The organism is Cycloclasticus zancles 78-ME, assembly GCF_000442595.1.
Classification (GTDB): domain Bacteria; phylum Pseudomonadota; class Gammaproteobacteria; order Methylococcales; family Cycloclasticaceae; genus Cycloclasticus; species Cycloclasticus pugetii.
The window spans coordinates 1,306,514-1,319,805 of sequence record NC_021917.1; the positions used below are offsets into that span (position 1 = coordinate 1,306,514).

General features: G+C 41.4%; 18 protein-coding genes and 1 pseudogene. All 19 read right to left on the reverse strand.

The window, feature by feature from the left end:
• Positions 1–23: 23 nt before the first annotated feature.
• The gene (locus CYCME_RS12810) at positions 24–656 is read right to left on the reverse strand and encodes an HPP family protein (protein ID WP_020932478.1); all 633 of its coding nucleotides are present in this window, start codon (positions 654–656) and stop codon (positions 24–26) included.
• Positions 653–904, reverse strand: a complete 252-nt coding sequence (locus CYCME_RS06350; RefSeq protein WP_020932479.1) for a DUF5676 family membrane protein — start codon at positions 902–904, stop codon at positions 653–655. Before CYCME_RS06350 ends, CYCME_RS12810 begins: the two co-directional genes overlap by 4 nt.
• Before the next feature lie 84 nt (positions 905–988).
• The gene (locus CYCME_RS06355; protein ID WP_020932480.1) at positions 989–1,447 is read right to left on the reverse strand and encodes a hypothetical protein; all 459 of its coding nucleotides are present in this window, start codon (positions 1,445–1,447) and stop codon (positions 989–991) included.
• An 11-nt stretch (positions 1,448–1,458) separates the two neighbouring features.
• Positions 1,459–1,653 (reverse strand): MBL fold metallo-hydrolase RNA specificity domain-containing protein, encoded by a 195-nt coding sequence (locus CYCME_RS06360; RefSeq protein WP_020932481.1) that lies wholly within the window; start codon positions 1,651–1,653, stop codon positions 1,459–1,461.
• 7 nt (positions 1,654–1,660) lie between these two features.
• On the reverse strand, positions 1,661–2,116 hold the full coding sequence (locus CYCME_RS06365) for an ion channel (protein WP_020932482.1): 456 nt from the start codon (positions 2,114–2,116) through the stop codon (positions 1,661–1,663).
• A gap of 9 nt (positions 2,117–2,125) precedes the next feature.
• Complete coding sequence (locus CYCME_RS06370) at positions 2,126–5,302, reverse strand: efflux RND transporter permease subunit (protein WP_020932483.1); 3,177 nt, start codon at positions 5,300–5,302, stop codon at positions 2,126–2,128.
• On the reverse strand, positions 5,295–6,596 hold the full coding sequence (locus CYCME_RS06375) for an efflux RND transporter periplasmic adaptor subunit (RefSeq protein ID WP_020932484.1): 1,302 nt from the start codon (positions 6,594–6,596) through the stop codon (positions 5,295–5,297). Before CYCME_RS06375 ends, CYCME_RS06370 begins: the two co-directional genes overlap by 8 nt.
• Complete coding sequence (locus tag CYCME_RS06380) at positions 6,589–7,929, reverse strand: TolC family protein (RefSeq protein WP_020932485.1); 1,341 nt, start codon at positions 7,927–7,929, stop codon at positions 6,589–6,591. Before CYCME_RS06380 ends, CYCME_RS06375 begins: the two co-directional genes overlap by 8 nt.
• A gap of 87 nt (positions 7,930–8,016) precedes the next feature.
• Positions 8,017–8,373: a hypothetical protein gene (locus CYCME_RS06385; RefSeq protein WP_020932486.1), complete on the reverse strand. Its 357-nt coding sequence runs from the start codon at positions 8,371–8,373 to the stop codon at positions 8,017–8,019.
• A gap of 10 nt (positions 8,374–8,383) precedes the next feature.
• Positions 8,384–8,596 carry an SHOCT domain-containing protein gene (locus CYCME_RS06390; RefSeq protein WP_144276106.1) on the reverse strand — a complete coding sequence of 71 codons (213 nt, stop codon included), beginning with the start codon at positions 8,594–8,596 and terminating at the stop codon, positions 8,384–8,386.
• 99 nt (positions 8,597–8,695) lie between these two features.
• Positions 8,696–8,998, reverse strand: a complete 303-nt coding sequence (locus tag CYCME_RS06395; protein WP_020932488.1) for a hypothetical protein — start codon at positions 8,996–8,998, stop codon at positions 8,696–8,698.
• A gap of 109 nt (positions 8,999–9,107) precedes the next feature.
• A complete protein-coding gene (locus tag CYCME_RS13040; RefSeq protein ID WP_020932489.1) occupies positions 9,108–9,260 on the reverse strand; it encodes a methyltransferase family protein in 153 nt (50 codons plus the stop codon).
• Positions 9,261–9,378: 118 nt separating this feature from the next.
• Entirely contained in the window at positions 9,379–10,011 is a 633-nt protein-coding gene (locus CYCME_RS06400) for a c-type cytochrome (protein ID WP_020932490.1), read from the reverse strand.
• Positions 10,012–10,031: 20 nt separating this feature from the next.
• The gene (locus CYCME_RS06405) at positions 10,032–11,264 is read right to left on the reverse strand and encodes a phosphate porin (protein ID WP_020932491.1); all 1,233 of its coding nucleotides are present in this window, start codon (positions 11,262–11,264) and stop codon (positions 10,032–10,034) included.
• 82 nt (positions 11,265–11,346) lie between these two features.
• The gene (locus tag CYCME_RS06410) at positions 11,347–11,751 is read right to left on the reverse strand and encodes a hypothetical protein (RefSeq protein WP_020932492.1); all 405 of its coding nucleotides are present in this window, start codon (positions 11,749–11,751) and stop codon (positions 11,347–11,349) included.
• Positions 11,752–11,760: 9 nt separating this feature from the next.
• The gene (locus CYCME_RS06415) at positions 11,761–12,411 is read right to left on the reverse strand and encodes a methyltransferase family protein (protein WP_020932493.1); all 651 of its coding nucleotides are present in this window, start codon (positions 12,409–12,411) and stop codon (positions 11,761–11,763) included.
• Positions 12,401–12,553, reverse strand: a complete 153-nt coding sequence (locus tag CYCME_RS13310) for a hypothetical protein (protein ID WP_420480302.1) — start codon at positions 12,551–12,553, stop codon at positions 12,401–12,403. The genes CYCME_RS06415 and CYCME_RS13310 overlap by 11 nt, the downstream gene beginning before the upstream one ends.
• Positions 12,554–12,571: 18 nt before the next feature.
• Positions 12,572–12,658, reverse strand: a pseudogene (locus tag CYCME_RS13315) (DUF2933 domain-containing protein); the annotation flags it as partial.
• 152 nt (positions 12,659–12,810) lie between these two features.
• Positions 12,811–13,059, reverse strand: coding sequence for a P-II family nitrogen regulator (locus CYCME_RS06425; RefSeq protein WP_020932495.1), 249 nt, complete (start codon positions 13,057–13,059; stop codon positions 12,811–12,813).
• Positions 13,060–13,292 lie beyond the last annotated feature (233 nt).

A 13,292-nucleotide genomic window follows, 5' to 3' on the forward strand; every position in this document is an offset into this window, starting at 1 on the left:
ATGAATTTGACCGAGTACGACTGTCACACCCATAGCTCCAACACAAAATGACGCATCACTGCTTTCAACACATCACTACGCGTAATGATTCCAGCTATTACTCCTTCGGTGACAATTGGTAACGCACCGATACGCTGCTCTACAAACAAACGGGCTACATAGCGAACGTCCGTATCCCCGCTTGCCGTCAATACCGGTGACTGCATCACATCTGTAACGCGCTTAACTTTATGTGCCTCTGCTAGCTGTTGATAGCTCTCTGTAATGCCGGCCAGGTGACGCAATACGTCCCTTTCCGAAACAATACCTATCAACTCCCCAGTTGATGAAACAACAGGCAGATGGCGCAACTGGCTTGATCGGAACAGTGTCAATGCATTACTGGTTGTCGCTTGCGGGTCCAACGTCACTACAGGGGAGATCATAATATGTTCCGCTAGTACAACATTAGGAATTCGCGGCACATGTTTGATAGATTGATAGGCCTGCGCAGCATCATGCTGCTGACCATGCTTCACAGGATCATTACGATGCTCTGTTTCATCAAGACCGTGAATAGCATCAACCGCATCGGTTTCCTTAACCGCCGATTTTTTGAAAACTCTCCCAAATGGCATTTGCTCATGGATAGAAAGCCCTTGCACAAAAAAAGTCATAGCTTGTTGTAGATCACAACTAAAAACCAACCTATAACACCGGCTGTAACCGCCCATCCAATCAAGCCTGTGACAACTCCTGTAGATGAAATCTGCCAACCCAATGATGTCATATCAGCATGGAGCATCTCACCTGCAATGCCCATTGTCATTTTAGGAAAAAGCCACACTAGTAGGCTACAAACAAGCCATATGACAGAAAAACTTATTGCCGAAGCCAAACCAAATTTGTATGCATTAAGCGTCATAAAACACCTCCTTTCACAGACTATTAACCTTTGCTACACCACGCGCCATATTTCCGAAGGAAAGCAGGCGGCATCTAATTTACCTTACATATCTTGTAACCGGTTGGCACTATGCGACATCTGCATAGCTTCATGTTCTTCCAAATCCAATAATTGACTAAGCAATTCTATAGCCTCAGGCATATCTGCTCTACTATGTAAATAACGATAGAGTTCAATCACCTGTTCATGCTGACTTAATGTCTCGGCAATAATTTCTTCAGTGTTCATCTGAGCAAACACCTTCTTGCACTCACCATGAAGTTCTAAAAGGTGTTTATCGATGTATTCAATACACCAGGTATTCAAAGCGTTGGTACTCGCTGTTTCCTGAAATCCATCTAAAACTTTCACCAGTTTTTGCTCATGATCGGCAAGATAGTCGAGCAAAAGTTTAGCCCGTGCACTCTCATTTTGGTCAGCACAATGCTGCATACAACTAGCCAAATACTGATGAGCTTCTTGTGTCCAATTGATAACGTCTTTTAAGTTTTCTACTTGCATAATTTTATCCTCTATATTGTTAATATGTTGTGATAGCCAGCGACATCAACATTAAAGGTCGTAGTATGACGCAAATGATCTCGCATCCCTCCCAATGCATCCAGATCTCCATGAACGAGTTGAATTTTCAAATCATATGGTTGCCTTGACTGTTTTAGCCAATGTTTAATACCCAAATAATCACCCTGTCCCGATAAACTACTCATTGTCTTATCAATCCTTATTATCAGTGCTGGAAACGCACTGACCTTCCCACGGCCAAAGCCTACCCATCGCCAAAAAGGTAAATGATGCCGACCATGTTATTAAGAAGAAGCCATTCAGCGCCTCTATAGCCGTTATAAAGCGTATATGCCCCACAGGGTGAATATCACCTAAGCCCAACGTTGTATAAATAACACCTGAGTAATATAAATAATTCATTGCTCCACCTATTGGTGCCCCTTTAAAAAACCCCAGATCAAAGGTATTCACTGATAAATTATAAATAAACGAATAAAACCCAATTTCAACAATATGTGCTAAAAACAAAACAAACACAATAAAGAGTACTTTCCCCTGCTTATCCATTTTAATTTGTGACGAGACACTTAACCAAAGTAACACTCGATAGTGAAAAATAAAACTTAATGCAACTAGACCAAAAGAAAGTGCTATAGCTAATAACATAAGGCTCTACTACCCTTCTTCCAGCAAAGAAAGTTCATCATTCTTCAACACCCGGCTGTTCTCCTGTCGTTGAAGAATAAAGCTATAAACGACGGGTAATACTAGAAGGTTGAGTATCGTCACGGTTAACATGCCGCCCAACATCGGTGCAGCAATACGATGGGTAACATCCGACCCCGTCCCACTGCTAATCATGATGGGTATTAAGCCTACCATTGTTGATATTGCTGTCATTGCTACAGGCCGCACTCGTTTTGAGGTTGCATAAAATACCGCATCTTTAATTTCTTCTACGGAAAGCCTTGTATTGCTTATAGAACGGCGTTTACTAACTTCAGCATCAATAAAGCTAAGTACTAGCACGCCAATTTCAGCCGCCATACCGGCTAATGCAATGAAACCAACAGCAACAGCAACAGACATATTGTATCCATTAATATAAATCAACCAAATACCACCAACCAATCCAAATGGAATTGACATCATCACGACAATCGGTTCGATGATATTGCGGAAGTTAAAATACAGTAATAAAAAAATAATGAGTAATGTTACCGGCGCAACAATACGTAACCGTGCTGCAGCCCGTTCCATGTATTCGAACTGCCCAGACCACGTTAGTGTATAACCAGCTGGAATGGTTACATTTTCAGCCAGAATACGTTTTGCTTTAGTGACAAAACCACCAATATCCGATGTGGATATATCAACATAAATCCAAGCGTTCGGTCTAGCATCTTCACTTTTAATAACCGGTGGGCCACGTTGATATTCAATGTCAGCAACCATTGTTAATGGAATTTGAACACCGGTCGGGGTGGGTATCAAAACGCGCTTTAAAGTTTCCAAATCATCACGTAGGCCACGTGGGTAACGCAGATTAACAGGGTAGCGCTCAAGGCCTTCAACTGTTTCTGTGATATTCATTCCACCAATCGCGCTTTGAATAACGTCTTGAACATCACTAATAACCAGCCCATAACGAGCAGCTCTTTCACGGTCAATATTGATATCCAAGTAATACCCGCCAACTGCTCTATCGCCAAAGGCAGAGGTGGTTTCAGGCAATGTCTTCATTGCTAGTTCAATATCTTGCGACACCTTCTGCAATACATTTAAATCTGGACCCGATACTTTTATGCCAATAGGAGTCTTAATACCCGTTGACAACATATCTATACGCGTTTTGATAGGCATTGTCCATGCGTTAGCAACGCCAGGGAAATTTATTGCCTTATCCATTTCAGCCATTAATTCCTTCGTTGTCTTATCAGGATTCGGCCATTCTTCTGTTTGCCTTAACCTAATTGTGGTTTCCATCATTGATAATGGAGCAGCATCGGTTGCAGATTCAGCTCGGCCTATTTTGCCAAAAACATGATGAACCTCTGGAAAAGTTTTCAATATTTTATCGGTTTGTTGAAGCAGTTCCTTCGCTTTTGTAATCGATATACCTGGGAATGTGGTTGGCATATATAAAATATCCCCTTCATCCAGTGGTGGCATAAATTCACTGCCAATTTTTGAATACGGGTAATAGGTAACTGCCAGTAAAGCCAAGGCGATGAACAACGTTACGCTACGTGAGCCCATCGCTATTTTCAATGCGGGGCTATGTAAAGCGTGTAAAGCACGATTTATAGGGTTCTTATCTTCGGCAATTATTTTCCCTCTAAGAAAATAGCCCATCATTACTGGAACCAACGTAATCGCAAGTATTGCTGATGCCGCCATTGCATAGGTAGCTGTAAATGCTAATGGGCTAAATAAACGACCTTCTTGAGCCTGCATGGTAAAAATAGGCAAAAATGATACCGTAATGACTAACAGTGAAAAAAACAGTGCCGGACCCACTTCTCGGCTAGACTCTCCTATTACTTGCCAATGCTCGGTACGAGTTAACTCTCGCCCTTTCTTATCGTTTGCTATAGCCAATTGACTGTGTGCATTTTCCACCATCACAATAGCACCATCTACCATTGTGCCAATGGTAATTGCTATGCCCCCTAACGACATAATGTTTGCATTTAAACCTTGAAAACGCATCACGATAAACGCCATTAAAACACCTAATGGCAATGTAATAATGGCCACAAAAGCAGATCGAGCGTGTAATAAAAATAAGATAACAACCAGACTAACTATCACAAGTTCTTGTAACAATGAGGTATTAAGACTATCAACAGCACGCTCAATTAGGTCGCCACGATCATACACAGGCACAATTTCAACCCCTTCCGGAAGGCCTTCTTTTAATTCATCAAGCTTTTTTCTAACCGCTTGTATTGTAGCAAGAGCATTTTCACCAAAGCGCATAATAACAACACCACCGGCCACTTCTCCTTCACCGTTTAAGTCAACTAATCCTCTACGTAATTCAGGGCCTATTTGAACACGGGCTATGTCTTTTAAACGAACTGGGGTTCCATTTTCATCAACACTGACAGGTATCTTATTAAGATCATCAATTGATTGAATATAGCCCCGGCTACGAACCATATATTCAGTCTCAGCCATTTCTACCAAACGTCCACCAACATCATTATTAGACCTTTTAATGGCCATTTTTACTTTATTCAACGGAATGTTGTAGCGAAGCAGTGCATTTGGATCCACTTCTACTTGATACTGTTTAACATAACCACCAACTGAGGCTACTTCAGCAACACCATTGACGGTTTGTAGTGGGTAACGGAGATACCAATCTTGTAATGAGCGCAGCTGAGCTAGATCATGTTTACCAGTCTTATCTACTAGCGCGTACTCATAAATCCAGCCTACACCCGTTGCGTCTGGACCAAGTGTTGGCGTAACGCCTTGAGGCAAACGACCACTAACATAATTCAGTGATTCAAGAACCCTAGAGCGGGCCCAATACATGTCCGCTCCATCCTCAAATATAATATAAACAAACGACATCCCAAAAAATGAATACCCACGCACTACCTTAGTCTTTGGAACCGCTAGCATAGAAGTTGTTAAAGGGTACGTTACTTGGTCTTCAACAACCTGCGGGGACTGCCCAGGAAACTTAGTGAAAATAATAACTTGTACATCAGACAAATCAGGGAGCGCATCTAAAGGCGCATTTTTATAGGCATAGAGCCCTGTGAGTGCAACGATTACAGTGATTATCAACACCATAAAACGGTCACGTAAAGAGGCACTAATAATGGCATTAATCATTCATATCACCTGCTACAATTGGTGATTTACCCTTCTGATTTTTTTGCTTTATATTACTCAGCATCTTGCTTGTCGCTTCACGTAACTTTGACTCGGAATCAACCAAAAATTGTGCTGACGTTACAACTTCATCACCCTCCTGTATGCCACTAAGTATGGATACCTGCCCATCCGATTCTATGCCAACCTTAACCTTTCTTGGCTCAAACTTATCGGGCTCACGCACCACAAAAATTTGCGCGCCTCCCCCCGACCGTACAACCGCCCCAGCTGGAACAACAATCGAATCTTTACGTACACTAGCTTTGATACTAACGTCTGCAAACATATCTGGGCGCAATAATAATTCAGCATTATCAAAGACCATTCGAACTTTAGTGGTTCGTGTTTTTGGTTCTGCATAGGGGTAAATATAGGACACTATTCCTGTAAAGCGCCTACCTGGGGCTGACGCTAATGTCATTTCAACTTCATCCTCAAGTTTCACCCACGGTAATTCGTATTCATAAACGTCCGCATAGACCCAAACCTGATTCAGGTCAACTAACATGTACAGCTCTGTCTTTGGCGTGACAAACTGCCCCTGTCTTGCGCCAATATTAATCACCGTGCCTGCAGTTGAAGTATGAATATGAAGACCCTTCTTTATTTTTTTAGTTCGTTCCAATGCCTTTATCTGATGTTCTGGCACATCTAAAAAACCAAGCCTTTCACGAGAGCTTTTTACAAGTTCTTGCGCGCCTGTCCTTATTTGTTCAAAGGGACTTTTTTCTAATGCCGCTAAATTACTTAACGCTAACAAATATTCCTGTTGGGTTGACACCAATTTTGGAGAATAAATAGTCAATAAAATATCATCTTTTTTTACTAGCTCACCTGTCTTATCAACCCTAACATTCTCAACCCAACCCTCAACTTTTGGGTGTATTCTAACCATCCTTTCTTCATTAAAACTAACCAATCCAACAGCGCGCACAGTTCGTCCTAACGCCATCTTTTTAGCAAATGCAGTCCGTACGCCAATGTTTTGAACAACGACCGGATCAATTTTCACCATACCCGCAACATCACTCTGTTCTCCATCAGCATAAACAGGAACATAATCCATTCCCATGTTGTCTTTAGCAGGTACAGGAGATGTCACTTCTGGGTTCATTGAATTTCTATAAAATAAAATCTCCCTTCCCTGTTCACCAACATTGCCTTGTTCTATATTGTTGCTTGATAATTGGTATCCAACACCCACACCAATAGCCAACATTAAGATTCCAATTACTAATTTAGCCTTACTCATTAATTACTTCCTCACCTGTTGCGGCTTCTAATCTGGCTAACGCCTGTTTTGCATCACTCAATGCTTTCCAATATTGCAATTCATAATTAAAAAGCGTTATTTGGCTTCTAATAAGGTTTAGAAAATCAACCTCACTGACTTGATACCCAGCCAGCATAGAACTAACTGTTTGTTGGGCTTGCGGAACAATACCTGTGCCAAACAAAGAAAACTGCTCCTTGGCCTGCATATAGTCCGTTACGGCCGAACTAATCTCTCCGCGAACGACGCTCTTTTGATCCGTGAATTCGTAACGAATTTTTTGTAATTCGTAACTTTTTTGATTGACCGCTTTAGACTGTTTACTATCAGCATAAAAAGGAATTTTTATACCCACCATCAGTGACAAGAAATTAGACCTTGAGCCCCCAACAAAAGGCGTGTTATCTCCCGTTCTATCACCATAAGTCATGCCCAATTTAAAGTCTGGGTAGTAGTCACGATTTGCTAAATCTAAACGTGTTTTTGCACTCTTAATTTTTACTCTTACTTGTTTTAGCACAGGTCGTTTTAAGTCAGCCGCCTCATACAACTGTTGCTCCATAGGAAGGCTCAGTAATTTCTTTGATACTTGATTGGGTAAAAGCAACGTATCCTTGGCAGGCTGGTCCATCAGAATATTAAGGCGAATAGCTTGGTTCCGGCGAATAGCCTTTACCTTGATTTCTTGATCAAGCAATTTAGATAACTCCAGTTGAGACAACAATACATCTTGTTGAAGCCCTTTCCCGGTTTCATATTTTACTTTGGCAATAGTAATAAATTGCTTTAATAATGATTTATTAATCTCAATTGTTTCCAGTGCACGATCTAAGTAATACAGTTGCCACCAGTTACTTTTCACTTTTTTTATTAATTGCAGCCTAACTTCATCAACCAAATGCCCCGCACCTATTGCATCAAATTGTGCTGCTTCTTCTTTTAGCCCAAGTTTTCCAGGAAAAGGTAACTCTTGACTAAAACCAATTTGAACCTGAGTCATCGGTTCCTGGTCTCTAGCGAAGGTATCCGTTGGAAAATTCATGGCATTAAAACTAATCGTCGGGTCTGGTAATGACCCAACTTGCGATGGCACTTCGCCAAAAGCCTTATAACGTTCTTTCATCTGAGCAAGATTTGGGTTATCTCTTACTGCTATAGCAACGGCTTGCATTTCAGTTAATACTAAATCATCTACCTGCTCCCCTGCCTGTAGGATATTGGCGTTTAACGAAACCAAAACGACAAGCATGCTACTAGCCCAGCGTCTGGGCGTAAAACCATTGACTCTTAAATTACGATTATCAAACTTCATAAATATTCCTAACCATGCCCCTAAATATAGCTTAAATGCAGAATGGATGCGAGGCCAAAATTCTCCAGACCCGCAACCTACAGAAATTCACCGACCTGGCGGTGGTTTATGACAACTCCACGGTTTATGTTTTGCATTATCTTTTATATTGTCATCCACAAACCGATAATAACCTTCTTTTAAGTCAGTCCACCAATCGTGGCTAATATCCACTCCGTGCTTTTCAAATATCTCTTCAATTCCCTGAATACCTACTCTTGATGCATCGTAGGCCAAATTTATAACCTGTGACTTTTCATCAAATGACACGCCATCCAAACCATATAATTGATCAATTTCCTCTATCGTCGCCTTGATATTTTTAGGTGTTGTATCTTCAAGTTTTAAGTGACGAACGACCAAATTAACTTCTGATACACCCAATCTATGCTCTTTTTTACTCATAGTTTCTCTCCTAATAGCCTAAATTCTTTAATATCTCCTCATATTCTTCTTTGCATATTTCACCGTTTGCATAACGTTTATCTAGAATCTTCTTTGCCGGTATACCCTCACTTTTATCCTGCAATGACAACCTCACATTTGTGACTATTAAAACGATCAATAGCAGCAACCAAAGCAGCAGATTGATAGCCAACCATCCAGTCCAGTTTTCATCATCCATCATCACCTCATTGAAAAACTGTCGGGCCGTGCACAGCCCGACAACTATTCACTCTCACATCCTTAATATTTTCGTTATTACTTTTCTCTTAATTCTGACCGATTAACGACCTGAACCACCCTCTGTAATAGAGTTTTCAAAAGCTAGATCTTGTGCTTCAGCACTGTAATCCATCATTTGAACCATCATTGTTTGCATCATCTTGATACGCTCTTCTAACAAGCCTACGCGGGTCGTCAGGTTCACAGAAGATTTACCTCCGTCGCCAATCATATGCATACCTTTTTGCATACTTTGCATATGATCTTTCATCATTTTGTGACGTTTAGTAGGGTTCTTTTCTTGTTTAATATCTGCCATTAGTTTTTGCATATCCTTCATATGATCATGCATCTGCATTTGCATCTGGCTGCTGCCATGTTTACCTTGTTTATGGTCACTTCCAGCATATACAGGGGCTGATAGAGCTGCGGTTAGTGCAATTGCTGTTATTAATTTTTTAATCTTTATTTCCTCATTTTGTGGTTAATGGCTCTGTATTGAACCGTGGTACCCATGCGGGTACTTCTTCCATGTATTGGCGATATTCATCACCAAACTCTGATATCGCTATTTGCTCTTCTCGCTTAGCGAGTCGAACGTAAACAGCAACTAAAATCGGTAACATGATCAATGTCGAAATCGTTGGCCACTGCAACCAAAACCAAACATGATCATGATCATGATCATGATAAAAACAACGTACTTACGAATCATTGATTTTCTAGCACCTTGATTGAGTCCATTCAATTAGAAAAAGTTTCTCTGATATAGCCTAACGCTGCTGATAATTCCGCATCAGAAAGGCTGCTATTACCTCCTCGCGCAGGCATTTGCATGCTGCTATTGGGGCTCTGGAAACCATTAATTATGTTATTGAGCAATTGAGCATCCGTTTTCGTTAAAGGCCCCATTTTATTTGTAAAATCAGGCACACCAGGTAACGCCCCCTTCCCATTAGCACCGTGACAGGCCATACAATTGCTTTGGTATATCTTTTCTCCTGATATCGCAGACGATGACGCCACCTTTTTAATAGTGGGCTTAACAGTTGTTGTATTTGCACTTGATATGGGTGCATTTGAAGCCTGTAAAAAAGCCAAAATATCACGCGTTTCTTGCCCGGTTAATCCTGCTCGTACCCGCATATGAAAAACTGTGGTCTTCCATTGATCATCTCGTAGCTCTGTCGGACTACGCATAGAATGACAACGCATACAGTTTTCAGACCACGCTTTACTTCCTCGAGAGAAATCGCCTGCTTTTGGGTCACTCTCCTCTTCTGACGCAAACACGACAGGGGACAACAGTCCAAAAAACAAAATCAAACAGGCCATAAAACCAACTTTATGGGTATATTTTTTATTTAAAATAATCATCTTTACTTCTCCTTAGTTAGCTAGAAACCATATGCCATTTGCAATAGGAACCGGTCATCATCTGAAAGATTCCCGCTTTCTCCATCATTAAATTCATAACTAAACTTACCTATAAAGTTATTCGTAAACAGGTAGTTTGTTCCAAGTGCCCATTGGCTTTGATCTTGGCTGTTGTGTGGTGAGTCAAAATCTGTATAACGCGTAACCAGCTCCAATTTGGTGTTTTTAACTCTATAAGAACCTTGCGTATACCATGTTTCCCAGACTGCACCAGTTGATGCAGCAGTTCCTTCAGTAGCTGAGCCAACTTTTGTTTCGACATATTCACCACGTAACTGGAATGATCCTAGTAGCCAATTAAAATCAGCGCCTATCACATCATAATCACGCGCACCTTCAAGGCTTAACAGATCACTGTCTCCATCTTCAACAGAGGTAACCGTTGCCTTACCTGTTGCAGCAGAAAACCCAATTTCTAGATCCGCGAACGGCAATATACCAATGCGACCACCATAGGCCTTTTCTCCATCTCCATCACTACCAAAACCTTCAGCCTCTACACCATCTAATTCGTACTCACCGTCTTCAAACTCTGCTTTTAACTCAGGTCCGTTACCTACATAAAAAGCGTAGTTAGTTCGCACACTCCCGATTGGGAAGCCACCGCGTAATTGCACACCTACTTCCGATACGGGTGCTGCGCCATCATGCCCAAATCCTGGAGGTGCTGAAGGTAACTTGTTTATCCATGAAGGATGTACGTTTTGGCGAAATTGACCAATTGGGCTCAAAAATTTACCGGCAACCAATGTCGTATAATCATTTACAAACCAGTCAATAGTCAGATATTCCATCGCCACATCTGTCTCACCATTGTCGCCAACACCAAATTCCAATTCAGCTTCTAGCATCACCAAGTCACGGTACTGAAAATGGAATATGGGTGCGAAAGTACCCGTATTAAAACTTCCATCTTCTGATTCTGCATCTGAATACCCAACATCCGCATAACCGGCAAAGTGAACCTGTGTATCAGGTGAGCGCCATTCGTTGGCCTCTGAAACTTTGTTCTCTACCACCCGAACCTCTTGTTTTGTTGCACTATTAGCCAATTGACTCTTAAGCTTGTTCATCTCAATTTGCATCTGCTCTAATCGCTGCGCCAATTCTTCGACACTTGGTGCCGCTATTGCTGTATTGCACAGCGCAGAACCTACGATACCAATTGATATCATTTTTGAAAATTTTCTCATAATTAGTTCCTATTTTTAGTATTGGCGAACCCCACTTGGGTTCGCCAATATACAATGGATAATGTCCAGCCAATAAGTTCTATTAACGAACTGAACCACCTTCAGTAATAGAATCTTTAAAGGCACGATCTTCTGCTTGAGCACTATAATCCATCATTTGAACCATCATCGCCTGCATCATTTTGATGCGCTCTTCTAACATACCTACGCGGGTATCCAACTTCACAGGTGACATATCTCCATTGCCCATCATGTTCATACCTTTTTGCATACTTTGCATATGATCTTGCATCATTTTGTGTCGTTTAGCAGAGCTCTTTTCTTGTTTAATATCTGCCATTAGTTTTTGCATGCTTTTCATATGGTCATGCATCTGCACCTGCGTTTGATTGCCACTCTTATTACTACTATGCTGATGAGCGTCAACTGCAAAAACAGGGGTTGATAGTGCTGCAGTTAATGCAATTGCTGTTATTAATTTTTTCATCTTTTTTCCTTATGTTGTTATAGTTAGTTCTGTTTTAAACCTAGGTACCCATGCGGGTATTTCTTCCATATATTGGCGATATTCATCACCAAACTCTGATATCGCTATTTGCTCTTCTCGCTTAGCGAGTCGTACATAAATAACGACTAAAATTGGGAACATGACCAGTGTTGGGATCGTTGGCCATTGTAACAAAAAACCGAACATAATCATGATAAAAGCAACATACTGGGGGTGACGGCAACGCGCATACCAGCCCGTTGTTGCTAAAGAGCGGGACTGTTGCGCGGTATGCAATACACTCCAGGCGGCCGACAGCAAAATGAAGCCCAATATAATTAAGACATTACTAGCAATATGTAAGGGGTCAAAATGAGGGTTACCCTCAAATCCCAGCAGGGTATGAAGTAGATGGCCATTGTTGTGGGCCATGAAGTTGATTTCTGGAAAAGTCTCGGCCAACCAACCTGATAGAAAATATATCGTTAATGGAAAGCCATACATTTCCGTAAATAGAGCAACAATAAAAGCTGAAAAAGCTCCTAGGCTGCGCCAATCTGATTTGGACTGCGGCTTAGTAAAACTGAAGGCAAAGAAGATGAAAATCGCAGAGTTCAATAACACCAACATCCAAAGCCCATAACCTGATTCACCGTGCATGGTCATTCTCCTTACGAGGTTGCGGATCAGATTGTTTCTTACCTTCCTCAACACCCCGACGATAAGCTTCTTCTTCCGCGTCCTTCGACTCACCAGTATCACGATGTTTATGACCACCGTGTCCGCCATGACCTCCATGCATAAACACATGCATCAGCGGACATAACGCTAGAAGCAAAAACGGCAACCACTGGAATAAATGTTGTCGGTGTTCCACCAGTAAAAAATAACTGGCCACCCCTATCATCACGATAGATGCAAGTCCATTCGATGTAAGCCAGAAAGACCGTTGTTTATTCGCCACGACTCACCTCGAAGTACTTAAATTCACTTGCAACGGCAAGGGATTGTTCATGTACCCAGAACAACTCATCGACCGATGTGATTTCTACGAGCCCTTCACTCTCGGCACCAACATCGGCCGTCTGCATAATTAATGTTGCAATACGGCGGGCATGGCTTATCACCGGTGTAAATCACAATTTGAACATGATCAACTAAATGGTCTTTTGAGTACGTATTGCTATAGTTGCCGCGCCCTTTGACTGCATGTACGGTAAATCCTGTTACACCGTGTACTTCAAGTGCTTTTTCAACCTTAACCCACTGTAATTCATCAATGATCGCGGTTATTTTTTTAATCGGCATATCAAACTCCTATATAAAATATATTAATCGACCAACAACGTGCCACGGTACATCTGCATCTGGCAGTGAAAGGCGTATTCGTCTTTGGTGCAGCTATAGCAATATTACTCAACACCGAGCTTACAAAGCCCTATTGATATTATTTGCACTCAATTTATAAGTTTTCATCAACTCTCTCCTTTATAGATTTATAGATTTATAAATGTATAAATGAAACTTTGGAAAATGCTTGG